Origin of the sequence: Synechococcus sp. BDU 130192, assembly GCF_963876085.1 — a bacterium.
In the GTDB taxonomy this organism is placed as follows: domain Bacteria; phylum Cyanobacteriota; class Cyanobacteriia; order Cyanobacteriales; family MRBY01; genus MRBY01.
This window is the reverse complement of sequence record NZ_CAWNNO010000011.1, coordinates 42685-65515: the sequence shown is the minus strand read 5'-3', so window position 1 is coordinate 65515 and position 22831 is coordinate 42685. Positions and strand designations below refer to the sequence as shown.

Annotated in this window: 23 protein-coding genes and 1 tRNA gene; 9 read left to right on the top strand and 15 right to left on the bottom strand. The window is 48.9% G+C overall.

Going from position 1 to position 22831, the window contains the following annotated elements; all coding sequences use genetic code 11:
• Window positions 1-48: 48 nt before the first annotated feature.
• The 3 genes from AACT35_RS04305 to pyrE all read right to left on the bottom strand — a co-directional run bounded on the left by AACT35_RS04305 (window position 49) and on the right by pyrE (window position 1891).
• Window positions 49-675: an esterase/lipase family protein gene (locus tag AACT35_RS04305; RefSeq protein WP_099240938.1), complete on the bottom strand. Its 627-nt coding sequence runs from the start codon at window positions 673-675 to the stop codon at window positions 49-51.
• A gap of 39 nt (window positions 676-714) precedes the next feature.
• Complete coding sequence (locus AACT35_RS04300) at window positions 715-1083, bottom strand: hypothetical protein (protein ID WP_339374589.1); 369 nt, start codon at window positions 1081-1083, stop codon at window positions 715-717.
• Between the two features lie 211 nt (window positions 1084-1294).
• Window positions 1295-1891, bottom strand: coding sequence for an orotate phosphoribosyltransferase (gene pyrE / locus AACT35_RS04295; RefSeq protein WP_012306828.1), 597 nt, complete (start codon window positions 1889-1891; stop codon window positions 1295-1297).
• A gap of 93 nt (window positions 1892-1984) precedes the next feature.
• On the opposite strand from pyrE, the gene AACT35_RS04290 reads away from it, so the two are divergent.
• Window positions 1985-2401, top strand: coding sequence for a hypothetical protein (locus tag AACT35_RS04290; protein ID WP_052349607.1), 417 nt, complete (start codon window positions 1985-1987; stop codon window positions 2399-2401).
• A 116-nt stretch (window positions 2402-2517) separates the two neighbouring features.
• Here the strand turns inward: AACT35_RS04290 and AACT35_RS04285 are convergent.
• A tRNA-Ile gene (locus AACT35_RS04285) sits at window positions 2518-2590 on the bottom strand.
• 82 nt (window positions 2591-2672) lie between these two features.
• Here AACT35_RS04285 and AACT35_RS04280 point away from each other — a divergent pair.
• Together AACT35_RS04280 and AACT35_RS04275 are read left to right on the top strand one after the other, a co-directional pair.
• The gene (locus AACT35_RS04280; protein ID WP_099240934.1) at window positions 2673-3365 is read left to right on the top strand and encodes a hypothetical protein; all 693 of its coding nucleotides are present in this window, start codon (window positions 2673-2675) and stop codon (window positions 3363-3365) included.
• 39 nt (window positions 3366-3404) lie between these two features.
• Window positions 3405-4844, top strand: a complete 1440-nt coding sequence (locus tag AACT35_RS04275; protein WP_099240932.1) for a hemolysin family protein — start codon at window positions 3405-3407, stop codon at window positions 4842-4844.
• Here AACT35_RS04275 and psb35 read toward each other — a convergent pair.
• Window positions 4841-5050: a photosystem II assembly protein Psb35 gene (psb35, locus tag AACT35_RS04270; RefSeq protein WP_012306832.1), complete on the bottom strand. Its 210-nt coding sequence runs from the start codon at window positions 5048-5050 to the stop codon at window positions 4841-4843. The genes AACT35_RS04275 and psb35 overlap by 4 nt on opposite strands.
• A 53-nt stretch (window positions 5051-5103) precedes the next feature.
• Window positions 5104-6333 carry a type IV pilus twitching motility protein PilT gene (locus AACT35_RS04265; RefSeq protein WP_445267903.1) on the bottom strand — a complete coding sequence of 410 codons (1230 nt, stop codon included), beginning with the start codon at window positions 6331-6333 and terminating at the stop codon, window positions 5104-5106.
• Between the two features lie 802 nt (window positions 6334-7135).
• Between AACT35_RS04265 and AACT35_RS04260 the strand changes: the two genes are divergently transcribed.
• Window positions 7136-7507 carry a hypothetical protein gene (locus AACT35_RS04260; protein WP_012306834.1) on the top strand — a complete coding sequence of 124 codons (372 nt, stop codon included), beginning with the start codon at window positions 7136-7138 and terminating at the stop codon, window positions 7505-7507.
• 153 nt (window positions 7508-7660) lie between these two features.
• A complete protein-coding gene (gene wecB / locus AACT35_RS04255) occupies window positions 7661-8773 on the top strand; it encodes a non-hydrolyzing UDP-N-acetylglucosamine 2-epimerase (RefSeq protein ID WP_099240930.1) in 1113 nt (370 codons plus the stop codon).
• Here the strand turns inward: wecB and AACT35_RS04250 are convergent.
• Window positions 8760-9368 (bottom strand): hypothetical protein, encoded by a 609-nt coding sequence (locus AACT35_RS04250; protein ID WP_099240928.1) that lies wholly within the window; start codon window positions 9366-9368, stop codon window positions 8760-8762. The genes wecB and AACT35_RS04250 overlap by 14 nt on opposite strands.
• 206 nt (window positions 9369-9574) lie before the next feature.
• On the opposite strand from AACT35_RS04250, the gene AACT35_RS04245 reads away from it, so the two are divergent.
• Together AACT35_RS04245 and AACT35_RS04240 are read left to right on the top strand one after the other, a co-directional pair.
• Complete coding sequence (locus AACT35_RS04245) at window positions 9575-12313, top strand: valine--tRNA ligase (protein WP_099241140.1); 2739 nt, start codon at window positions 9575-9577, stop codon at window positions 12311-12313.
• Window positions 12314-12332: 19 nt separating this feature from the next.
• Window positions 12333-12746 (top strand): hypothetical protein, encoded by a 414-nt coding sequence (locus AACT35_RS04240; protein WP_065710511.1) that lies wholly within the window; start codon window positions 12333-12335, stop codon window positions 12744-12746.
• A gap of 23 nt (window positions 12747-12769) precedes the next feature.
• Here AACT35_RS04240 and AACT35_RS04235 read toward each other — a convergent pair whose 3' ends face one another.
• The 6 genes from AACT35_RS04235 to AACT35_RS04210 all read right to left on the bottom strand — a co-directional run bounded on the left by AACT35_RS04235 (window position 12770) and on the right by AACT35_RS04210 (window position 19114).
• On the bottom strand, window positions 12770-13963 hold the full coding sequence (locus AACT35_RS04235; protein WP_445267899.1) for an FtsW/RodA/SpoVE family cell cycle protein: 1194 nt from the start codon (window positions 13961-13963) through the stop codon (window positions 12770-12772).
• 166 nt (window positions 13964-14129) lie between these two features.
• A complete protein-coding gene (locus AACT35_RS04230; RefSeq protein WP_223209864.1) occupies window positions 14130-14465 on the bottom strand; it encodes a hypothetical protein in 336 nt (111 codons plus the stop codon).
• Window positions 14466-15026: 561 nt separating this feature from the next.
• Complete coding sequence (locus AACT35_RS04225) at window positions 15027-16019, bottom strand: pentapeptide repeat-containing protein (protein WP_012306841.1); 993 nt, start codon at window positions 16017-16019, stop codon at window positions 15027-15029.
• The gene (locus tag AACT35_RS04220) at window positions 16016-17290 is read right to left on the bottom strand and encodes a hypothetical protein (RefSeq protein WP_099240924.1); all 1275 of its coding nucleotides are present in this window, start codon (window positions 17288-17290) and stop codon (window positions 16016-16018) included. Before AACT35_RS04220 ends, AACT35_RS04225 begins: the two co-directional genes overlap by 4 nt.
• A gap of 148 nt (window positions 17291-17438) precedes the next feature.
• Complete coding sequence (locus tag AACT35_RS04215) at window positions 17439-18518, bottom strand: CIA30 family protein (RefSeq protein ID WP_099240922.1); 1080 nt, start codon at window positions 18516-18518, stop codon at window positions 17439-17441.
• A gap of 95 nt (window positions 18519-18613) precedes the next feature.
• Window positions 18614-19114: a cupin domain-containing protein gene (locus AACT35_RS04210; RefSeq protein ID WP_012306844.1), complete on the bottom strand. Its 501-nt coding sequence runs from the start codon at window positions 19112-19114 to the stop codon at window positions 18614-18616.
• 532 nt (window positions 19115-19646) lie between these two features.
• On the opposite strand from AACT35_RS04210, the gene AACT35_RS04205 reads away from it, so the two are divergent.
• Entirely contained in the window at window positions 19647-20015 is a 369-nt protein-coding gene (locus AACT35_RS04205) for a response regulator (protein WP_012306845.1), read from the top strand.
• On the opposite strand, the gene tatC is transcribed toward AACT35_RS04205, so the two are convergent.
• Both tatC and AACT35_RS04195 read right to left on the bottom strand, forming a co-directional pair.
• The gene (gene tatC, locus AACT35_RS04200; protein WP_012306846.1) at window positions 20004-20765 is read right to left on the bottom strand and encodes a twin-arginine translocase subunit TatC; all 762 of its coding nucleotides are present in this window, start codon (window positions 20763-20765) and stop codon (window positions 20004-20006) included. The genes AACT35_RS04205 and tatC overlap by 12 nt on opposite strands.
• Before the next feature lie 63 nt (window positions 20766-20828).
• The gene (locus tag AACT35_RS04195) at window positions 20829-21260 is read right to left on the bottom strand and encodes an EVE domain-containing protein (protein ID WP_099241139.1); all 432 of its coding nucleotides are present in this window, start codon (window positions 21258-21260) and stop codon (window positions 20829-20831) included.
• A gap of 146 nt (window positions 21261-21406) precedes the next feature.
• Between AACT35_RS04195 and AACT35_RS04190 the strand changes: the two genes are divergently transcribed.
• The gene (locus tag AACT35_RS04190; RefSeq protein ID WP_099240920.1) at window positions 21407-22762 is read left to right on the top strand and encodes an ATP-binding protein; all 1356 of its coding nucleotides are present in this window, start codon (window positions 21407-21409) and stop codon (window positions 22760-22762) included.
• Window positions 22763-22831: the final 69 nt, after the last annotated feature.

The following is a 22831-nucleotide window of genomic DNA, read 5'->3' as shown; positions in this document are numbered from 1 at the left end:
ACTGTTAATCTTCTGAGGCGCACCGGAGTGCGTCTTTTTTTGTGACCTTTACCAGGACATGGGAGAGTGTGGGCGCAAAATATCGCGGACTGTCCGCTGGAGAGGCAGGTGATTCATCATAAAAGTGTGTAATACAGGCAATTGGATCACTGCATCTGCTGGAGAAAGGCGTGTTTCTTCTAGGGCAACAATGCCATCATTAAATTCTTCGCCAAAGGGACTTAAGCTCCCCCTGGGGCCACCGACGCCAGCAATCACCGTGTAGGGTGCATCTAAATTGGGGAGAGCTTTGTAAAAAGCCGGATCTGTTAAATTAAACCCACATTGGCCTGTCCACCAGCGAAAAGGAGGCAATTGCCAAGCCCAAGCCGCTAAACGAGGTGGTTGGTTCGGGGTGCCTAACATCACCACATGTTCTGGGTCTGGGGTTTTCGGGCAAGTGAGGGCAGCCCGCGTCAGGACTCCTCCCAAAGAATGGGCCACGATACTGTATTTTTCGGTTTTGGCGATCGCCTGAATTTTTTGGCGGAGCCGCACGACAATCTGCTCAAAACTTTCCGTAGCCGCAAAATAGCCAAACTGCTCCGTTGCCCAACCATGGCCCTCCAAATATTGAGCTAACCCCAGGAGAGAAAAGGGCGTCCGGCTGAGGCCGTGAATACATAAAATTTTCATTGATTACACTGCACAATTGCCGCTCACAACACAAAAACCCTAGGCGGCAGGAATTGTTTTTCTGATCCGATGGTAACGTTTTTGGAGCCACTGGTACGACACCAAATTCAATAAAAGACCAATCCCCAGGAGTAACGTCATCAACACAAGCTGATACCAGGGAGCTTGCACCACAATGTCTGCGATCAAATGGCCCACATTTAGCACTGAATATAATACAGTCACCAAAAAATGTAGTCGCCGAAACCCTTTACTGTTGGTGAAAGTCGTCAGAATAATCAACACCATGGGGATGGTGAAGAAAAAAAGCATAAACCCGAAAACGAGATCTAGGTTGCCTCCAGCATGGGAATGCTCCACCGCCTGGTCATGGAACAGAGGCATCAATCCCAAGTCCGTATGAAACAAGGTTCCCAAAAGAAAAGCTATCCAAAGGGCGTTGATCTGTGTCGGGTAGCGATTCGCCATTATCTTAAGCTCCACCATGGCCACTTGCCTCAGTCATAGCACTGCCGCACCAACCTAGCCAAGGGAGCATTTACCAAACATTACGCAGGGGCCAATTCCCAAAGTCCCCACCAGATTGAGTGAGGACTTTGATTAGATTCAATGTCTGGGACTAAGCATTTAAAGCGCGGTAGGCGGCTTGTACTTCGGTGATCGTAAACAAGCTAGAAAATTTGAGATTTTGGCTAGCGTAAAATTCGGCCCCTCCCTGCTGACGGTCAACAAGGGCAATAATTTCTTCTACTTGGTAACCGGCATCCCGGAGACGTTCAACGGCTTGGGCGGCGGACTGTCCAGTGGTCACAACATCTTCAAGGACAACCACTTTCGCGCCTGGGGTAAGGGATGGCCCTTCGATATAGGCTTGGGTGCCGTGGCCCTTTGCTTTTTTGCGAATAATCAGAGCCGGAATGGGACAATTTTCATAGGCTGACACAACACTGACGGCGCTAACAATCGGGTCAGCCCCTAGGGTTAAACCAGCGACAGCAGCAACGTCTTGATCGAGCTGGGCAAGGATCAGACGACCGATGAGGAGCGCTCCCATTGGGGTGAGGGTGACCAATTTACCGTTGATATAGTAGGTGCTTTTTTGTCCGGAAGAGAGGGTGAAGTCGCCTTCTTTATACGCATCTGTGGCGATTTGATTGAGGAGTGTTTGTCTGAGGGTGGCTTGATCAGCGGTCAGGAGGTCAGAAAGGGCAGGCATGGTTGTATATGAAGTTCAGTACAGAGAAAACTTGACCAATTGGGTTTTGTGAGCAAAGATGCTGGTAAAGATTTGACTTATGGATGTAATGCCATGAAAAAATGGTTTCATCATTTAACCACAGTTTTTGTGGTAGGTGCGGCGGTACAGGGAATTGGCCAAGGGGCGATCGCCCAAACGTATCTAGAGGGAAGATACCCCACTTACCCAGAACATACAAATGATGTATTTACCCGCGCCCTCTACTACGAATTGCAGGATACCTTTGCGAGCTTTAGCACGGGCCAAGTACTCAATGATTATTTTGGTGTTTCCCCCTTTGGCTTGAATGGGGCAGGCTATCCCGAACAACGGGCAAAACGAGATATCAAGAAAATCGATATTCTTTACCGGGATATTTTGTTGCAACAGGTAGACAGTGACCCGGTGCTGCGTACCCAGGATTTGCCGAATCCGTTTAACTCTTCCCTGCAAACGGAAGCTGCCTTCGACTACAACATGGGTTATTAGGGCGCAATAACATTCACCCAAGCGGCAATGCTCCCAAACGAAAGGCGATCGCCTTTGGGGCGTTTTTTTCGCAGCCTTAAATTTGCAAATTTGAAGCTTGAAAACTTATCTGAAAGTCCAGGGTGCAGGAGTTGAACCTGCCTGGGACGAATTATGAGTTCGTTGCCTAAACCGCTCGGCCAACCCTGGCAAATTTGTTGGGGCGATTTTGCCCACAGGCTATCATAGTACAATTTCTTCTTTTCCTTAACTGTTCCCTCGGCGATCGCCCATGAAGTTTCAAACGACCCTGGCTTTTACTTTCCTGCTCCTACTGGCGATGTTTGGTGCTGGAACCGTGAGTGCCCTCTATGGCTTTACCGTCGGTTACGAAGCCCTAAAAGGTGTCAAGCAGCCCGAAGGAAATCCGAGTCAGCAACTGATTCGTAGCCGTCAGCCAGACAATAGCGAAGCAGATCCCGCCGAAAATTTAGAATTTGTGTCCGAGCGATCAATTATTGTGTCTGTTTATGATCAGATCCAGGCCCAAGAAAAGGAACTCCAAAAGGCCACCCCGGCAGCAACACCGCAAAAGGACGCCTTTATTGAGGAACAACCTGCAGATCCCGCCGACCAAAAAACCTTTCCCCTCAGCACCAGTGCAGACGATGTCACTTTAGAAATTGTAAGCGGCCAACTTTCTGGCAACGATTGGCTCATGGAAGTAAATCTGCAAAATAATGGCCAGGAAGCGGTGAATTTTTTGTATAACTTCCTTGAAATTAAAACCGAAACGGGACGGTTGCTAAGTACCCAAATGAACGGTCTCCCCAACGAAATCCCTGCAAATCGGCAAAAGTATGCTGGCACTATTCGGATTCCGGCGGTGATCCTGGATGAAACGCAAACTCTATCGCTCCAACTTCAGGACTATCCAGACCGGGAAATTTCCCTAGAACTTTCTCAGATTCCAGTGATACGTTAGGTAGAAACAGTACGCCTGCAAGGGTTATAGCGCAATTCCATGTTATCGAGCGGTGAAATTTTAGTCCGATTATTGTCTGTGTTGTTGCTGATCGCAATTAATGCTTTTTTTGTGACCGCAGAATTTTCGATTGTCTCGGTGCGGCGATCGCGCATTAGTCAACTAATTGCGGAGGGGGATCTCCAGGCCAAGATGGTGCAAGCCCTCCAGTCCCGTTTGGAACGCCTCCTCTCGACGACCCAGTTGGGGATTACCCTCTCTAGTTTGGCCCTGGGCTGGATTGGGGAAGATACCATGGCGACAATTATTGCTCAATTTTTGGTGGGATTGCCTCTCCCCGACGACTGGATTCAACCCTTTGCTGTTTCCATTTCGATCCCTTTTGCTTTTTTCTTAATTGCTTATTTGCAGATTGTCTTGGGGGAACTCTGTCCTAAATCCTTGGCCCTCTCCCATGCCGAAGAAATGGCCCGCTGGTTGGCCCCTCCCAGTTTGGCGATCGCCCGAATTTTTAAACCGTTTATTTGGATCTTGAATCAATCTAACCGTCTCCTGTTGCGCCTTGGGGGCATTGCACCGATTCAGCAGGGGCTTTGGTATGACCGACTGACACCAGAGGAACTCCAACTGATTATCACCACCGAACAAGAATCCATGGGCCTAGAGGCGGAGGAACGGGAGCTTTTAAGTAATGTTATTGAATTTGGTGATGTGGTTGCCGAAGAAATTATGACGCCCCGCACCAAAATCCATGCGATCGCCAACGGCGCGACCCTCGGCAAACTGTTGCAAAAAGTCAGCCAGACCAATCACTCCGCCTATCCCGTCTACGGAGAATCCATCGATGACATTGTCGGTTTTGTGCGCTTCCGGGATTTTGCCAAACCCTTAGCCGCCGGGGGGATGAATCTCAATACAGCCATTAATCGTTGGGTGAAACCCATTCCCTTCGTCGCCGAGGGTACCCCGATCGCCGACCTCTTACCGAAAATGCAGCGCACCAAACAACCGATGGTCATGGTAGTAGACGAATTTGGGGGTACCGCCGGGCTTGTCACCCTCAAAGATATTATTAATGAAATTATTGGCGATGAACTCGACAGTCATCCCAATGCACCACTCCATTTCAAAGCTTTAGATCGACAGACTTTCCTGGTCGATGCCCAAATTGATCTCGAAGAACTCAATGATTTGCTAAATGTTGAATTGCCCTACACCGACGATTATCAAACCCTCAGCGGCTTTTTGCTCTACCAATGGCAAAAAATCCCAGAAACGGGTGAAGTCTTTCACTTTGAAGACCTGAAATTTCAAGTGATGGGTATTGATGGCCCCCGCCTCCAACAGGTCAAGATCACCCGCGACCCCTCTGATATTGAGGCGATCGCCGAATTTGATTTTCCTCCAGAGCCAGAGGACCATCCAGGCATGGAAGAAATCCTTGGCCCCGACTTTAAACCCAGCGGCGGAACCGACTAAGACTGATCCTGGGACTCTTTTTTCTGCAAATCTGGAATCAGATCCGGGCGTTTGGCATCTTCCCAACCCGAAGGCCGCTTGGAATTAAAAAAGGCGATCAGACCAATGGATACCGCCGCCACGAAGCCCACCACGTAAACGAGGGTAAAGTACAAAGGAAAGGGTTGGCCAGCAACCGCCAAAAAGAGGGAATGAGAATCGGACATAACTTCTTGATCGTTACAATTCGTTACAAGCTTACCAAGAAACGGGTCTCTGCCTAGATCCGTCCCCGGAGCATCATCGCCATTTCGTTGGGCGTCGGCGATTTTTCTAGGGCGATTTCCTCTGTAATCCGACCTTCTTGGTAGAGGTTAAACAACGACTGATTCATGGTGACCATGCCATCAAATTCGCCATTTTGCATCAGTTCAAGCATTTTGTCGTACTGACCGCTGACGATGTAATCTTTCATGGTTTCGGTATTCACCAAAATGTCATGGTAAGCAGCCCGCTTTCCATCGGTGGTACGGCATAGGCCTTGGGCGATGACAGAAACCAAGGATTCGGCGATCGCCACCTTCATCGCATTCTGCTCATCTGCACTGTAGAGATTAAGAATCCGTTCAATGGTTTTAATCGCACTGTTGGTATGGAGCGTTCCCATGACAAGGTGCCCCGTTTGCGCTGCTTTGAGGGCCGTATTAACCGTTTCTTTATCCCGCATTTCCCCAACCAGGATAATGTCTGGATCTTCCCGGAGGGCCGCTTTGAGCGCATTATCAAACTTTAGGGTGTGCATCCCCACTTCTCGGTGCTTGATTAGAGATTTCCGACTTTGGTGAACAAATTCAATCGGATCTTCAATGGTGATGATGTTCTTTGGGTGGGTTTTATTGATGTAATCTACCATTGCCGCCATGGTTGTGGATTTACCCGAACCCGTTGGCCCTGTAACCAGAACGAGGCCTTTTTCTGCGTCAGAAATATTCTTAAAGATGGGTGGTAGGCGCAACTGTTCCATGGTCAAGATTTTGAGCGGAATCAAACGCAAGACCAAAGAGGGGCCATTTAGAGAGTCAAAAATATTGATCCGCACCCGCGCGAATTCGTATTGGGTTGCACCGTCAAAATCAAGGGTGTCCTTAAAGCGTTGAATTTCCTGTGGCTTAAGCACTTCATGCAGCCAAGCATAGAACGTATCTTGGTCAGTCACCGGATATTCAGTGATCACCATTTCCCCCCGATCACGATACCGAGGCACTTCCCCGACCCCAAGGTGCACATCAGAAAATCCTTCTTTGTGAGCCCTGGTAACCAGTTCCTTTAAACTCGGTTGCCCTGGCCCCCGTTGGGGAATTCGTTCGGCATTGGCCCCTAAATATTGTCGAGGTGGCGTAGGTAAAGGCGGTGGGGGCGGCATCCGTTGCAGCGGCGGTGGCGGAGGCGGAGAGGCCGGGCGACGTTGTTGGGGTTGGGCCGTGGGCTGGGGACGCCGCTGTTGGGGCATCACAATTTGTGTTTCATCCGCCGAAACAGCAGGTTGGGGCCGTGCAGAGATAATTTGGGTTGCCTCGCTGGTAGGGGGAACGGGAGGACGGGAGCCCGCAGAACGGTTCGGAGGCATGGAATCACTCATAGGTATCTTTCCGCAATGGAGGGGACTGAAAATGAGGGGACACCCTGGTGTTGTGTGGGTTTAACCGGGGAATTTTGCCTAAATTTATTGGCTGACTTTCCCTATGGTAACTTGAAATCTTCGCTCTGCTAAAGGGGAAATGCTGCAGGCGATCGCCTTTATCCTGACCCAAAAATCAAAGATCGCGCCCTTCATCTTTAACGATTTGCTACCAACATAATCTCCAGCTCTATCTAGGGATCTTTTGCCACAACATTTCTAATGTTTTCTGGGGCAGTCCCCAAGAGACAAACAATCTCTTTTAAACCGAGCATAAATACCCATGACTTGATGTAAATTAATGTAACAGAATCTCAGGTACCAGGGCAAAGTTTTGACGACGAAAAAGCGTTTAATAGCAGTCCAGAAACGGCTTTTTATCACCTGAGTATAAATAACTATTTCTAATGACCTAGAGGGAGCAAAAGACTTGAATAATCAGTGGTTTCGATATTTTTTCTTGAATTTCTACCATAAAAAAAAGCTTTAGAAATTAATTTATGTAAAGGGATTCTCATTTTCATCTAATTCCTGTTTATACTATTTACTATCGAAGGGCATCAACACCCAGAAATATTGATGCTTCCATTTAAGTTTTTTGACAACTAAACATATCCCTGGGAGGGGACAGATTATGGACTACTCATCGACGCGCAGTTGGGATTCAGCTTACCTATCTGTACTATTAAAAAGCTTTTTGATCTGGAGTTTTACGCTACTGGTTTGCCTTTTGGTTGTCGGTTTTCCAATTGTTGTTTTAATGATGACCATTGGTTCGCTCATGGCCATTGTGCTCCAGTCTATTTTGCCAGTTAGTGCAGTGCTCGTTGTTGCCGGAACGATTATTGGCGGCACCTTGATGGGCATTTTGGTCGCAGCGGCAATGCTAACCGCCAAGGGCGTTCACCCCCAAGAGGTGACTTGGTTAACTTGGCTCCATGGAAATGCAGAGGTCGCATCGGATTCTATTTTTGCAGCCTGCCCTTTAACCTGTGAAGTTAGTTAGAGGCACACCTGTACACTGCCTCGTTGATTAGAGTTTTCCAAAGTTCATAGTGATCTAAAAAAAGATGCTTGTATCTGCCCGGTAATTTGCCGGGTTTTTTCGTGACCGGCAAGGGAATCTGTAGAATGGATAAGATCTTTTGGTGAGTGTTTTATGCCCTCAGTTTGTATCACTCTTGGTACCCGCCCGGAAGCGATTAAGCTCGCGCCTGTGATCCGGCAATTTCGCCAGCAGTCTGATTTTAAAACCCATGTGATTTTGACGGGGCAACACCGGGAAATGGTTGATCAGGTGATGCAGTGGTTTGATCTACGGGCCGATGATGATCTCGAAATTATGCAACCGGGACAAACCTTATCGGACATTACCTGCCGGAGCTTGGCGGGTTTACAGGCAATTTACCAAAAGTTATCCCCGGATATGGTGCTGGTGCAAGGGGACACAACGACGGCGTTTGCGGCAGCTTTAGCGGCGTTTTATCAGCAGATTCCGGTGGGCCATGTGGAAGCGGGCTTACGGACGGATAATTTAATGAATCCTTTCCCAGAGGAAGCCAACCGACGCCTAATTTCTCAGATTGCTCAGTTGCATTTTGCACCGACTCCCCAGGCGATCGCCAACCTGAAAAAAGCAGACATTTTAGGGGGCACCTATTGCACGGGGAATACGGTGATTGATGCCCTTTTAGCCGTCGCAGCAGCAAATCCCCCCTGTGACATTCCCGGTTTAGATTGGGAGCGGCAACGGGTGATTCTTTCGACGGTGCACCGCCGGGAAAATTGGGGTGAACCGCTCCAGGACATTTTGCAGGGGTTACACAAGATTGTCACGGCGTTTCCAGATGTGGCGATTTTATTACCGATGCACCGCAATCCCACGGTTCGGGAGCCGATTCAACAGATCCTAGGCCAACATCCCCAAATTTTTCTCACCGAACCCCTAGATTACCCGCAGTTAGTCGGGGCGATGCAACGGAGTTATCTGGTACTCACGGATTCTGGGGGGCTCCAGGAGGAAGCACCGAGCTTGGGTAAGCCTGTGTTAGTTTTGCGAGAAAATACCGAACGGCCAGAGGCGATCGCCGCCGGCACAGCCCAATTGATTGGCACTGCCCAGGACAATATTTTCCAAGCCACCCAATTACTGCTCACAAACCAAGAAAAGTATGAGCAAATGGCCAATGCGGTAAATCCCTTTGGAGATGGCACCAGTTCCGCGCAAATCTTGCAAATTGTGCGTGATTTTCTGCAGGCTAGGGCAGCTTAAGATCCCGGGCCGGAGCGGAGTTCACAAAATCCCGGAGATTGACAGAGCTTGGGGCTTGGATGGTGTCTTGGCCCTGAAAATCGGTATTCTTCTGCGCAGACGTTGCCGGGTCAGGACGAAAAGAGTCTGGGGGCGTTTGTGAGTCGAAGGTCGGTACGCTAGCAACATTATCGGGGGGGCGATCGCCTACGATTTGTTCACTAGGTTGATCCACACTGGGATTAGGGCTGAGGGGCTGACTGGTAAAGTTAGGAATTCTGATATTCGCCCAATAGTTGGGATAAGGCGGTACAGAAGGCTGGTTGGCGGCGTACTGGGGAATCGCCGTCGGAATGTTGCGGAGTGCTTCGGGGGAGGTTGTTTCGTAATCTTTGAGGATTTGTTCGCGGCTGTCGTTTTCGGCAAAGGTGGCAGTAGTTGGTTCGTTGACCATGAAACTTGGGTCTGAGGCACCATTTTCAAAGATCTCATTAGCGGCTGTTTCGGTTGTTTCAGCGGGGCGATCGCCTTTACCAAACAAACCAACTGCCGCTGGTGTCAACACTGCCCCAGCCAGAAACAAACCACCATATAAAAAATACTCTTTCTTTACCATCTTGCTCAGATATAGTGGGAACTCATCTTCCTTCTAGCACATTGTTTTGCGTTTCGGTGTCGCGCAAAATTTGCCGATTAATATCCTAGGCGATCGCCGTCTTCAAACAAATTTGGGGAGAACTAACCCAGCATGGCACAATCTAGGGCGAAGATCGATTTACAATGAAGCATCTCTCAAGTTTTTTATTTCTCCAAGACGGCCCAATGACTACCGATATCCCCAATCTTCCCAGTCAGTACGATCCCCACAATACCGAGAATAAGTGGCAACAGACTTGGTTTGAACGGTCAGTGTTTCGGGCCGATCCCCAACAAAAAGGCGATCCCTTCTGTATTGTGATTCCGCCCCCCAACGTCACGGGGAAACTGCACATGGGCCACGCCTTCAATACCTCTCTCATCGATACCATTGTCCGTTATCACCGCATGAAAGGGGACAATGTCCTCTGTCTTCCCGGCACTGACCACGCCAGCATTGCGGTGCAAACCCTCGTCGAAAAACGAATTAAAGCCGAAGGCAAAACCCGTTATGATCTCGGTCGCGAAAAATTCCTCGAAAAAGCTTGGGAATGGAAAGCTGAATCCGGTGGGGCGATCGTCAACCAACTTAAACGCCTGGGACTCTCCGCCGACTGGACCAGGGAACGGTTTACCCTCGACGAAAACCTCTGTGAAGCCGTTAAAAAAGCTTTTATTACCCTCTACGAAGAAGGTTTAATTTATCGCGGCAATTATTTAGTCAACTGGTGTCCCGAATCTCAATCCGCCGTCTCCGATCTAGAAGTAGAAAACAAAGAAGTAGACGGACATCTGTGGCATTTCCGTTATCCTTTGAGCGATCGCAGTGGTTATGTAGAAGTGGCCACGACCCGACCAGAAACAATGCTTGGTGATACGGGCGTGGCGGTGAACCCCAATGATGAACGCTACAAGGATTTAATTGGGAAGACGTTAACGCTGCCGATTGTCGGGCGAGAAATTCTCGTCTTTGCCGATGAGCATGTAGACCCTGAATTTGGGACGGGTTGTGTGAAGGTCACGCCTGCCCATGATCCGAACGATTTTGACATGGGGAAACGCCACAACCTCGAATTTATTAACATCATGAACCGCGATGGCACGTTAAATGAAAATGCGGGGATGTTTGCAGGACAGGATCGCTTTGAGGCGCGGAAAAATCTCGTTGCCAAATTAAAAGAGGATGGTGTACTGGTCAAAACAGAAGACTATCGCCACAGCGTCCCCCACAGCGATCGCGGGAAGGTTCCGGTAGAGCCACTCCTGTCCACCCAGTGGTTTGTCAAAATTGACCCACTGGCGCAGAAAACCCTCGCCTTTTTGGATGAGGACAATCAACCGAACTATGTGCCGGAACGGTGGCGCAAGGTGTATCGGGATTGGTTAGTGAAGCTGAATGATTGGTGTATTTCGCGGCAGTTGTGGTGGGGACATCAGATTCCGGCGTGGTATGTGGTTAGTGAAACCAATGGCGAAATTCAGGATCACACACCCTTTATCGTTGCCCATGATGAAACCGAAGCGAAACAAAAGGCGATCGCCACCTACGGCGAAGATTGTCAGCTAGAACAGGATCCCGATGTATTGGATACGTGGTTTTCCTCTGGCTTGTGGCCCTTCTCGACCTTGGGTTGGCCCGACAATAGCGAAGATTTCCAGAAATATTTCCCCAATAGCGTGCTGGTGACGGGGTTTGACATTATCTTTTTCTGGGTCGCGCGGATGACGATGATGTCCAGCCATTTCACAGGCAAAATTCCCTTTAAGGATGTCTACATTCACGGGCTGGTGCGGGATGAAAACGGCAAAAAAATGTCGAAATCTGCCAATAACGGCATCGATCCCCTGCTGATGTGCGATCGCTATGGGACGGATGCGTTGCGTTATACCCTGATCCGTGAGGTTGCCGGAGCAGGTCAGGATATCAGTTTGCAGTATGACCGCAAAACCGATGAATCCCAGTCTGTAGAAGCGTCTCGAAATTTCGCCAATAAGCTTTGGAATGCGGCGCGGTTTGTGATGATGAACCTCGATGGGAAAACCCCCACCGATTTGGGTCGTCCTGAAATGCAGGATCTCGAATTAGGCGATCGCTGGATTCTCTCCCGTCTGCACCAAGTGATTGCCGACACCCACAAAAACCTCGAAGGGTATGGCTTAGGGGAAGCCGCCAAAGCCCTCTACGAATTTATCTGGGGCGATTTCTGCGACTGGTATATCGAACTGGTCAAACCCCGTCTCTATGCCAAGGAAGCGCAAGATCAAGCTTCCCGCACCGTTGCCCAACAGATTTTGGCGTGGGTCTTAGAGGACATTCTGAAATTACTCCATCCCTTTATGCCCCACATCACCGAGGAAATTTGGCAGACCCTCACCCAAGCGGACGGCCAAACATTCCTTGCGACGCAGCTTTTCCCCGCCGAAAATGACCAATTAGTTGATCCCTCCCTAGAGGATGAATTTGCCCTGCTCATCGAAGCCATCCGCACGATCCGCAATCTCCGTGCCGAAGCAGGGATTAAACCAGGAGCAACAGTCACCGTGATCCTCCAAAGCGAAACGGAAACGGAACTCAACACCTTGGCGAAAGGGGAAGCCTATATTCTTAAATTAGCTAAGGTGGAAACTTTAAAATTGACCAATACCGTCGATAATTCCCTCAAACAGGCGATCGCCGGGGTAGTGGGGACAATTCAGATCTTAATTCCCCTCGAAGGCCTTGTCGATATTCCTGCACTGCGGTCAAAATTAGAGAAGAATCTCGTAAAAGTGAATAAGGAAATTCAATCCCTCAGTGGACGTTTGAATAACCCTGGCTTTGTCAATAAAGCTCCAGCAGAAGTGATCGAAGGTGCCCGGTCTGCCCTTACCGAAGCTGAAGCACAACAATCTATTTTGACGGAACGTTTACAACGACTTCAGTAATGCGTTTCCTTTACCTGTGATGCGTCACCTTGCTCAAATTCAACGTCATCCCCAATCGACTCAGCTTCAACTTGTGTTTGTGGCGCAAGAGCAGCCTGACGGGAGTTGGCTCATCCATGACCAAGGCGATCGCCCCTCCATGGTTTATTCCCAAACGGAATTTGCTGTGGGGGCACTGGTTTTAATTCAACTTGATAAACAACGACAATTGGCCAGCATCCAAGACGCAACAGACTGGCTCTTGAATGTGGTGCACCATTATTTTGTTCCGGGAAAAATCACCCCGGAGTTTGTCCAGCAAGAACAAAAAAAAATAGAAACTTGGCGGCAAGAAATGACGGCCCAAAGCCAAGACTTTACCCGTCGTCAACTCGAACTAGAGGTACGCCGAGAGCAGCTAGAAGCCCTGGAACAGAAACTGTCTGACCCCTAATTGGTTCGTTCAATGTTGAGCGTTTATGTTGGATTTTCTTGTCGCTGCTGCCGTCGTTCTGCGAGGGAAATGACTGTTGCTTCGCCGTTTTCCCTGGCGATCCGTACCAAAAGTCCCGTCAGCATCAAACTAGAAATAATTGAACTGCCACCATAGCTAAAGAGGGGCAAGGGTAAACCCGTTGTTGGTAAAGCCCCCGTTGCTACGCCAATGTTGAGCAAAGATTGACCAATGAGAATAAAGGTGGCCCCAATGGCAATCAGTCGGTGACGGAGCACAGGCGATCGCCAAGCCACATAACTCCCCAAAGAGGCATAGGCGAAGAGTAACCCCAATAGCCCCAAGGAGCCAATTAAACCAAATTCCTCTGCAAAAATCGCGAAAATAAAATCCGTGTGTTGAATCGGCAGAAAGAATAACTTTTGCTGGGATTCGCCAAAGCCTAAGCCCCAACCACCACCGGAGGAAACCGCCAGCAAACTTTGTACCAACTGATAACCTTCATCCCGTGCAGCGCGGAAAGGGTCAAGGAAAAACGTCAATCGCTCCCGTTGATAACTATTAACACTAATACTCGCTAAGGCCGCCAATCCCCCGACACCAGCGGCTCCCCCCAGCAGTAGCCAAGGAATACCTGCGGCCAAGGCAATAAACCAGATCGTCATACCACAAAGGGCGGTGGTACTTAGGTTGGGTTGCTTCAAAATTGCCAATAAAATCCCAGCAAATAAGCTCAACCAAACAGCTCGGTGCCAAATTTTTAACTGACGCCAACGACTAAAGACATTAGCGGCTTCTAAGACCAAAAAAGGCTTTGCAAACTCCGAGGGTTGTAGGGCAAATCCGGCAATCCCAATCCAACGGGAAGCGCCCCATTCTTCACTGCCCCGACCAAAACCGACAATCGTCAGCAGGATCAATCCAAAGGAAATGATCAGGCCGCCAAACGAAATCAGGCGAATTTTTTTCAGGGGGACGCGGGCGATCGCCCCAGCACAGATCAAACCGGCGATCGCCCAAACGATTTGCCGCTTGACATAGTACCAACCATCACCATTTTCGACGGCTGCCACCGGATAAGAAGCGGAAAAGAGGGTGACTAATCCAAGCCCAAGCCACAACAAAGTCAACCATCGCAACAACCTTGCCTCCAAGGCCCAATGCTTGACCTCAGTAAAATACGTCAAAAAATGGTGGAGGAGATCTTTGTTAGCCAACACGTTTTAAGGGTAAAAAATGCTTCCCTATTATCGCAAAGGATGCTCGATCCTAGGGTTGCTTCTCCTGGACTTTTTTGCAAACTTATTGATGAATTTTTGATATTGCTTACCGTAGGCTATTGGGTGACAAATACCGATTCAAGAGAAATGACTCTTTTTCCTCCTAAGCCGTTGCCGGAATTTCAACCTCCAAACGTGCCGCTGTGACAGCACTAAAGGCAAAGGCCATCACCAACGGTAAAGGGCAATGCCAATAATAAGTAAAAATACCTGAAACTAAGGTCACCCCAGCGGCCAAAGCCAGCCAACGTTTTTCATCTTGGGTAAAACCTTTTTCCGATTTAATGAGGCGGAGAATTTCTCCAGGAATGGGTTCGGGCATCACGCCATTTGGCGGAAAAGCCCAATAAAAATTGGTACTGACTAACGTTGGATCTGTCCAGCCATTGCCATCACACCACTCTTGAATCCACTCGTCGCAATAATGCCTCATACTCATTTGTTCCTGCTGATTAATTCTGTAATGTCTATTGATCTGGCAAACAATAAACAATTATTTAAGATTTGATGTTGTTTTATCTGTTCATTCCCAAAGACAATTCCAAACACAGAACGCCTTGAAGAATGGAATTTTATCCTATCAACTGAAAAACCAAAGGCGATCGCCAAAGAAAGAAAAGTTTAGATAAAATAGCTGGGTATAATTACTTATTCTTCAGGGCTTAAATATCTGTTCTCACATCAAAAATACAACCACTCATCTTTAAGAGAATCGATTTTTCCGTGATTAATCTTGCTGGCGATCGCCAAATCTGAAATCAAGGCCTGAACAAAAAATCACGCCATCTGTAAAGAAATGTTGCGAAGTTCGACGGTGCTTGTTACAATTTTTAACAAAGCTCACTCCAAGATTTTACAGGTTTCCATTCCAGTGGATCTGTCGGCAAAGTACCATGCGCCGTCTTGACATTGAGTTTCTCCTCTCATACAGCAAGCTCAAACTGACCAGCCCTGAAGCTTAGGCTGGTTTTTTTATGTGTTGGCGTAATTGGTTGTTAGCCTAGCGGTGTTCAGAGCCATCGGGCATCATCGCCCCAGTCAGAATGACCCCAGCAAGATTTGTACTGCTAATTTCAGCACGGATCAAGTTCGCCCGGGTTAAATCTGCTCCCATCAGATTGGCGCGGGCAAGGTAAGTATCAATCATTTCAGCATCGATTAATTTGGCCTGGGAGAGGTTGGTGCGACTGAGATCCGCCCGGTTGAGACGGGCATTGGTCAAATTGGCTTTATTGAGTTTGGCGCGATTGAGGCGGGCACCAGGAAGATTAGCCCAGGTAAGATTGGCTAGGCGAAGATCAGCATCCTCCATTAACGCCCGCTCAAATTTCGCATTTTTGAGATTAGCTTTAACGAGGTTGGCCCCAATCAAATTCGCTTCGGTCAAAATCGCGTTTTCTAAGTTGGCCCCACTGAGATCGGCTTCATGGAGATCGGCCCGTCGGAAATTAACACCTTTGAGGTTGGCACCACTTAATTCGCCCCGGGCGAGGTCGGCACCTTGGAGGTTCGCCCCCTGTAGATCGGCTTTCCGGAGGATGGTGCCCCGCAGACTGGAATTATAAACTCGCTTTTCTTCCCGAAGATTGGCTTCCCGCAAACAGACCCCAGAAAGATTCGCTCCGCTTAGGTCTGCCCCCCGGAGATCTGCTCCCATCAGGTTGGCATCGAGTAAATTTGCCAGGGTCAGGTCGGCGTTGGTTAAGTTAGCACCAATTAAAACAGCACCATGGAGATCAGCGTTATGAAGTTCTGCCAAGGTTAAATTGGCTTGGTTGAGGTTAGCGCCGCTGAGGTTGGCATTAATGAAATTGGCTTGTTTTAGATTGGCCCGGCTGAGATAGGCAAAAATCAAAATTGCGTTGTGGAGGTCAGCATCCTGGAGATTAATGCCGATGAGATCTGCCCCCCAAAAGTTCGCGCCATCGAGTTGGGCTTCTGGGAAATGGGTTTCTCCAAGCGCATATTTAGCAATGAGTTCTTGGGGGGTCATAGGTCATGGACGGGGGGATTGGTGAAAGTCGTCACGGCTTGAACAATGGCTCCGGCGGCTTGGAGATGTTCGTTGGCGTCAAAGAGTGACCGGGCGATCGCCGAAAGTTTAATTTCCAGAGCCTTAAGACTAGAGGCATCCCGCAGCACTTCGGATAATAACTCATCAAAATCACAGGTACGCAACATTGACCAGTCTTTGCCACTGAGGTCAAAGGGATGATGGACGACGGAAAACAGCAAAATTTTCGTGCGGAGGGGATTCGCATATTTCATCACCTCCAGCTTAAGTTCGTAGATGTTGAGAGCCGCCGCAAAATGCTTTTTTTTCGGTACCGGAGCAGGCGCAGGGGCCGGCATTGGTCGAGGGGGGCCGGTGTTGAGCAACATCGTCTGGGTCGTCTGGGTCTCTGGATCTAGCGCCAGGGTTTGATTTTCGCTGAAATCAAGATCCATCGACTTGGCAGGCTTGGGAATGGGGAGCTCGTCAATATTAAAAGCCATGGTCTGCTTATAGTTCACAGACTCTGGTGCTGGACTTGGGGCAGGGGGAGGGGGCGGCACCACTGGGGTGGGAACTGGCGCTGGAGGGTCAGCGGTGGGTTGGGTTAAACCCGTGGCAGAATCACCAGATTTGTATAGGGGGGCGATCGCCCCAAGAATTACATCAGCCAATTGGCCATAGATTTGTTGGCGGTTAAGCAGAGAAACTAATTTGCGCAGGATCGTCTCAAATTGGTTGCGGGTGGGGTAGTTAACGACGACTTGGCGTAACAGGTTCGCCAAACTGTATTCTTCTAAAACCTGAAAACTATTTTCCCAACGCTTAAAACAAAGGGCATAGAGCAATTTTTTGATGCGAATATTCTCGCGGTGTTCTTCGAGGGTTTGCACCGCAACTTCTAGGTGAATTTCTGTAATGCTTTGGTGGCTATTCTGGCCAGCAGCAACAATACCCGTCGAAGGATCTTGATCTTCGTTTTCGTAAAGGGGACTCAACTGGGTCAAGATGTCGTTGGCAAGGCGACCATAGGTAGCAGGCCGACTGAGGGTACTGACAGAGGTACTAAAGGCCCGCTGGAGTTCTTTGAAACTCAAGAACTGGTCAAGATTTTTTTTGACAATGCGCTCCAGGGAGAGACGTTGGAGTAACTGGGGATTACTTTCCCACCGATTGACAGCAGTATAAATTAACAACTTTTTGATGCGTTGGGCATCTGGGTGTTGTTCTAACTCTCGAATGATGGCTTGGAGAGAGACAGGGGGAGTCATAGGTTGAGAAACAATTCCCACGGGAAACCAGCGTTTAAGGGGACAGGATTAAGGCAGCCAAAGTATTTATGCTTTCGATCTTACTTGTTTATGCTAAATATCTAACCGGATCCCCCGCAATTCTTTGCCACGGGTGGCCAGTTGTTGGTTACTGTGACGCTGCACAGGTAATAATTTGGTTAACGGCTTGGCGATCGCCAATGACATTGATCACAGTTTGCAAATTTTCTGCGGTAAAACCCTGGGGACAATGGATTAGACAATAGGAGAGCCCCGTTTCCTGGAGCGCTTCCTGGGGGGCGGTGGTTTGACTCAGGGCAATAATTTGGGGGAAAGGTTCACCACCATAAACGGCGATCGCCTCGATGGCCAATTGGAATAACCCCGGCTTAAAGCTGGGATTCAGTTGCCCATCATATTCAAACTTACTGAGCATCAACTGCAACGCATAGACCCGGTCAGCTTGAAATTGCCCCATTTGCGGTACGGATTTGGCCCGAAAAACAGGCACAAGCTCGCTAAACGGAATATCCACGCTCAGCCACTGGTCTGCGGTGGTTTCAAAGGAATAGCTGTAGCCAATGCCATCCCAACGGTTTTCGCAGCGGGCAATAAATTTGTAGCGTTGGCCATCGCCTTTTACCCGGAGCCGGAACCCCGCATATTTAGATAGATCCCAGGGATTTGCCAAACTTTTGGTGCGTACCGACGCAAAACCGCCATTGTTATCGGTGGAGACATTACCTGTAAATAGCGCCCCAGCCGGGGTTAACCGCAATTGACTTTGGCTAACACCTCCCATCACCACGTCGTCCACGGCTCCCCACAGTTGGGCGAGGGCAGGGGTTGCTTGGCGAAAATTAAACAGTTCCCACTGGGGCGATCGCCATTGGGGATCTTGGCTCACCTGGGCGAGGAGTGAGTCTCTGGTTGTGGTGGCGAGATCAGCACAAAGAATAAGCATGGCCGCTCCATCGCAAGATTCAACAGAATCTTTCGCCCAATGGGTTTGATAGCCGCGAGCCGAAAGGGCCTGCACAAGGGTTTGATTTTCTGGGCGATCGCCACCCACCACTAAAATTTTTCCCATCTGGGCGCTGCCTCCAAATGTTTCATTATCTGCTGCCACGTTTTCTTGACCCAACCAAGGCTTAATCAGTTGACTCCCCGGCATAACATCGAACTGAATGAGGGTCTGCATAAAGCGACCGAAATCCCAAATTGCCATTGTGTTTCCCTCGGTTGCCGATCCGTTAGCCAAAGTGTAACGGGTTTCCCTGGGCGATCGCCAAAACGAGGCGATGATTTCCTTTCATTAATGGCTTAATGGCTCGGATGAATATAATCCTTGAGTTGCGGCCAATGCTCCGGATACAGTTCTTGGAGCACTGACCCCTGGGCAACTTCCAAATCTTGGTAATCAAACCCTGGGGCCACCGCTTCCCCCAAAAGACCAAATTCGCCCGCTTCTAAAATGGCCGTTTTCCAGTAACCCCCTGGTACCAGGAGTTGGGGCACTTCTCCCGCCGCTAAGTCAAAGCCGAGCTTTGTGGTCTGCCACTGGCCTTCCGGAGAAAGGGTATGGTAGGTGATCGCCGCACCGCCGTGGAAATAATGCATGATCGGCGATTGGTTGCGGTGCAGATAGTCCATGGGCCGCGATTGACTGAGCAGATAGTAAATCGAGGTTAACAATTGGCGATCGCCTCCCGGTCTTTCGGTGGCCATAGAGAGTGTTGAGCGGTAAGTTTCCCGAAAATAGCCCCCTTCCAGATGGGGTTCTAGGCCCAAATATTCAATTACGGCTGCCGCTGTCAAAGTCATAAATTAAAAATCCTCTAATGAAAACGAACGTGAAAATTAGCTCGAATTTTGTTTGACTTCAAGATAGCGCCCGATCACAGAGATCAAACAAGCTAAAAATATTTTTAATTGATCATTTCAGGCAGTAAGACAAAATACCTAAAAATAAACTCTGATTTCGATGCAACTCTCAGCAAATCGCAATATTTTTTTAGAAAATCAGTTACAAAACAACAGGCAAGTTAAAAAAAGCAAAATTCATTAAGTTTGCTTCCGGGAAACCTTAAATGTTCATTAGGGTTTATTTTTTCTAGGCAAGGTCGCCTCTATGATCAGTAGCGTAAGCAAGTTAGGTCAATGCTGCAAAATCACTTTTTCTGCCGTAGCTGTTTCTGCCAAATTTCTCTTGAGCAATCGTATTTTTTCTCAGCCAGACCGACCTATTACAACTTTTATTGACTATTGAGATCCGTCGTATTTTTTCCTAATTTTGGCTCACTAAAGAGTCTTAAATTTTCTCCTCAAAAATCATTGTTTCCCTTGGTGACACATCATGATTCCGAAAATTTTAGTGATCGAAGATGAATCTGATCTGCGAGGTAGCTTGGTGATTTCTTTAATCGTTGAAGGCTATGCAGTGACGGGCGTAGGAAATGGTGCCCTGGGGGTTAGTTTAGCGCGGCGACTAACACCAGACGTGATTATTTGCGATTTTCGCTTGCCCTGTCTCGATGGCCAAGAAATTTTTGGTCAATTGCGCCATGATCAATCTACTGAAAAAATTCCGTTTATTTTGATCAGTGCCGATGCCTTACCAGAATATTCTGTGCCACAGCCCGATTCTTTTCTCCGTAAACCCTTTGGTCGCCCCGAATTAATGGCTGCTGTACTGCAGGCGATCGCCAAGCCCCTAGCGTCCTGAAAGTTTCACAATGCCAATGCCGCCAAAATATAAGCCCAGGACGGCCCCAGCCAAGAGTGATTGGGTCATCGGATCTGTCGAGGGTGTAATCACCGCGCCGAGCACCACTGCCCCTAGAACGACAAAGCGCCAACCCTTGAGCATCAGGCTCGAAGAAACAATCCCCAGCCAAGACAAGATCATTTGCACCACAGGCACCTGAAACGCTAGTCCCGTAAAAAACATCAGACCCAGCACCAACTCAAAATACCGTTCAATAGACCAGGCCGCCTCTACGACATCAGCACCATAGGTAATGAAAAAATTCAAAGCCGCTGGAATCAAAGCAACGTAGGCAAAGGCCAAGCCCGCAAAAAATAACACTCCAGACCCCAAGACAACGGGAGCGAGGAGACGCCGTTCTCCCCTGGTTAGCCCCGGCAAAACAAACTGAATAATTTGGTACAGGATAAAAGGGCTTGCCAGTAAAGCGCCGGTGTAACCCGCCACCTTAAACGAGAGAAAGAAAAATTCGCCGGGGGCCACCTGGATGAATTTCACCCCAGCAGCCGGCGCTTCTAAGATCTGGACGATGGGTTTGACAAAAAAGAAACAACCGACCCAACCGACAACAACGGAAATCAGCGAATAAAAAATTCGCCAGCGGAGTTCTTCGAGGTGATCGAAAAAGGACATTTCTGCTTCATCGGGAATCTCCCGCATGGGATCTGGGGACTCGGTTGGGGGCATTTTACTTTGGGTCGAGGTCATGGTGAAGAAAGGTGCACAGCAGAGTTTTATTTTAACGGAGGTTTTTGGGGAAGTTAGGGGAAATCAGCCCTTCAGTTGATGCACCCGCAGCCATTGTTCGGGGGTGATTTTGAAATTGGTACTGCTGGGCGTGTGGATAACATCGAGATCCCGTAGGATGCCATCAAATCGCAATTCTATCTTGCGTAGGGGTTGACCGAGGAGTTTGCGAATAAAGCGGATTTGGCTGCGGGGTTTATCGGCCCGGAGTCGCTTGGGATCCGTCCAATAGTCGCGGTCTTGAATATTTTTGGACGAAATAACTGTGGGGAGACTAATGATTTCGGCGATCGCATAAATGCCGGCAGCTTCACCGGCCATCCAAATTAAAACGCCATCACCGACTTGAATTTTATTTTTGTAGCGGGTCACAAGCCAGGGCATTTCCGTTTGTTCACGGATGGCATCAAGTACACGATGATAGCGGGGGTTCCCTTGAAAAAGCCAATATGCCATCTGATCCAGATTGAGAAAATGTAAAGGATGCTGAGGAATACAATACCGCCATTTCCCCAATGCGGTAAATTCTTAGCAGAATAGTATCGCACCAGTAATACGGTTCATCTGGATTTTTTAAGCCCATTACATCGGCAGATATTTTTATGGTTGCTCCCGCTTCAAACACAATTTCCACCAGGCTACTTTATCCGCAAATTGCATCTTTACTGATTTTTCAGGGGGTGTTTGCGGATCCAGTTGGTCAGACCTTTTTGGCGTTGTTAGAAAGCTTATATTCAGATCAAGCAGCCCAATCCTCCGGGTCAACGGCCAGTATTCAGTGTTTGCGACGCTATGGGCGCTGGTTTCAAGCTTTGGCGATCGCCGATGTGAGTTGGCAAGATTGGCTTGTGGGGCGCATTCTCCAGGATGATAATCCCTTTAGTCGCCAGGCCCAGGTGAAATCCCTAGGGGAAATGAGCCGTTCCCTCCAGGAAGCGGTACGCCATGACCTGACAATTTTGCACCAAGTGTATTCGTGCGAACCCGAAACCGTCCGCTATTGGGTCACCGTTGCGACCCAAGTCGCCACAACCCTCACCCCTTGGCGGCGATCGCCCATCAAAGATTCTGCTTTTCTCCATTCCCACGACGCTTGGCCCGACTCCCTAGAGCAGTTGGCTGGTTATTACCATCGCCATGGCGCAGGCCAGTTTAGCCAATATGGTGCGTTCCGCTGGGCTGAAGGAAGTTTGCAACCTGTCCTTGATCCCGAATGGCTCCCCCTCGCCGATATTGTGGGCTACCCTGAGCCAAAAACTGCCTTGATCCGTAATACCGAAGCTTTACTTCAAGGTTTACCGGCGTTGAATGTGCTTTTGTACGGGAGTCGCGGCTCTGGTAAATCTTCCCTGGTAAAAGCTTTGTTAGGGGCCTACTATGACCAGGGCCTCAGACTAATTGAAGTGGACAAAACAGGTCTGGGAGATTTACCGCAAATTGTGGAGATCCTCCGGCAACAACCCCAAAAATTCATTATTTTCGTTGATGATCTGTCCTTTGAAGAGGATGATGAAGTGTTTAAGTCCCTCAAGGTGGTGCTCGAAGGCAGTATCCGGGCCAAGGCGAGTAATGTTGTGGTTTATGCCACTTCCAATCGCCGTCACCTGGTGCGGGAATTCTTTGAGGAGCGGCCCCGACCCAGCCAAGCAGAAGAAATTCACCACTGGGATACGGTTCAAGAGAAATTATCCTTTAGCGATCGCTTTGGGTTGACCCTGACCTTTGCCCCGGCTAATCAGGCCACCTATTTAGAAATCGTCCACCATTTAGCCCAAAGAGCTGACTTAAACTTGGCTCCGGCTGAGTTGGATTTTCAAGCGAAGCAATGGGCTACCCGCCACAATGGTCGTTCCGGCCGAACCGCTCGCCAATTTGTTGATTTTTTGGTGGCAGAACAAGCCTTGAATTCGTCCCAAGAGCCTGTGATGAAAAGACCCCAACGATTAAAGAAATCTTAAGGGTAGCGAAAATCGTCAAACCCAACACAGTTCTGGGCCAATTCTTAGTTAGAATAACAGCACCTTCTT

What these genes read in the sequence shown, in the direction of transcription:
- AACT35_RS04220 (WP_099240924.1), bottom strand. Translation starts at nt 17,290, where the DNA reads ATGACTCCCCCTGTCTCTCTCCAAGCCATCATTCGAGAGTTAGAACAA.
- AACT35_RS04215 (WP_099240922.1), bottom strand. Translation starts at nt 18,518, where the DNA reads ATGGCAATTTGGGATTTCGGTCGCTTTATGCAGACCCTCATTCAGTTC.
- AACT35_RS04230 (WP_223209864.1), bottom strand. Translation starts at nt 14,465, where the DNA reads ATGAGTATGAGGCATTATTGCGACGAGTGGATTCAAGAGTGGTGTGAT.
- AACT35_RS04290 (WP_052349607.1), top strand. Translation starts at nt 1,985, where the DNA reads ATGAAAAAATGGTTTCATCATTTAACCACAGTTTTTGTGGTAGGTGCG.
- pyrE (WP_012306828.1), bottom strand. Translation starts at nt 1,891, where the DNA reads ATGCCTGCCCTTTCTGACCTCCTGACCGCTGATCAAGCCACCCTCAGA.
- AACT35_RS04305 (WP_099240938.1), bottom strand. Translation starts at nt 675, where the DNA reads ATGAAAATTTTATGTATTCACGGCCTCAGCCGGACGCCCTTTTCTCTC.
- tatC (WP_012306846.1), bottom strand. Translation starts at nt 20,765, where the DNA reads ATGACCTCGACCCAAAGTAAAATGCCCCCAACCGAGTCCCCAGATCCC.
- AACT35_RS04225 (WP_012306841.1), bottom strand. Translation starts at nt 16,019, where the DNA reads ATGACCCCCCAAGAACTCATTGCTAAATATGCGCTTGGAGAAACCCAT.
- AACT35_RS04275 (WP_099240932.1), top strand. Translation starts at nt 3,405, where the DNA reads ATGTTATCGAGCGGTGAAATTTTAGTCCGATTATTGTCTGTGTTGTTG.
- AACT35_RS04240 (WP_065710511.1), top strand. Translation starts at nt 12,333, where the DNA reads ATGCGTCACCTTGCTCAAATTCAACGTCATCCCCAATCGACTCAGCTT.
- AACT35_RS04245 (WP_099241140.1), top strand. Translation starts at nt 9,575, where the DNA reads ATGACTACCGATATCCCCAATCTTCCCAGTCAGTACGATCCCCACAAT.
- wecB (WP_099240930.1), top strand. Translation starts at nt 7,661, where the DNA reads ATGCCCTCAGTTTGTATCACTCTTGGTACCCGCCCGGAAGCGATTAAG.
- AACT35_RS04205 (WP_012306845.1), top strand. Translation starts at nt 19,647, where the DNA reads ATGATTCCGAAAATTTTAGTGATCGAAGATGAATCTGATCTGCGAGGT.
- AACT35_RS04280 (WP_099240934.1), top strand. Translation starts at nt 2,673, where the DNA reads ATGAAGTTTCAAACGACCCTGGCTTTTACTTTCCTGCTCCTACTGGCG.
- AACT35_RS04260 (WP_012306834.1), top strand. Translation starts at nt 7,136, where the DNA reads ATGGACTACTCATCGACGCGCAGTTGGGATTCAGCTTACCTATCTGTA.
- AACT35_RS04250 (WP_099240928.1), bottom strand. Translation starts at nt 9,368, where the DNA reads ATGGTAAAGAAAGAGTATTTTTTATATGGTGGTTTGTTTCTGGCTGGG.
- AACT35_RS04210 (WP_012306844.1), bottom strand. Translation starts at nt 19,114, where the DNA reads ATGACTTTGACAGCGGCAGCCGTAATTGAATATTTGGGCCTAGAACCC.
- AACT35_RS04265 (WP_445267903.1), bottom strand. Translation starts at nt 6,333, where the DNA reads ATGCCCCAACAGCGGCGTCCCCAGCCCACGGCCCAACCCCAACAACGT.
- AACT35_RS04195 (WP_099241139.1), bottom strand. Translation starts at nt 21,260, where the DNA reads ATGGCATATTGGCTTTTTCAAGGGAACCCCCGCTATCATCGTGTACTT.
- AACT35_RS04190 (WP_099240920.1), top strand. Translation starts at nt 21,407, where the DNA reads ATGGTTGCTCCCGCTTCAAACACAATTTCCACCAGGCTACTTTATCCG.
- psb35 (WP_012306832.1), bottom strand. Translation starts at nt 5,050, where the DNA reads ATGTCCGATTCTCATTCCCTCTTTTTGGCGGTTGCTGGCCAACCCTTT.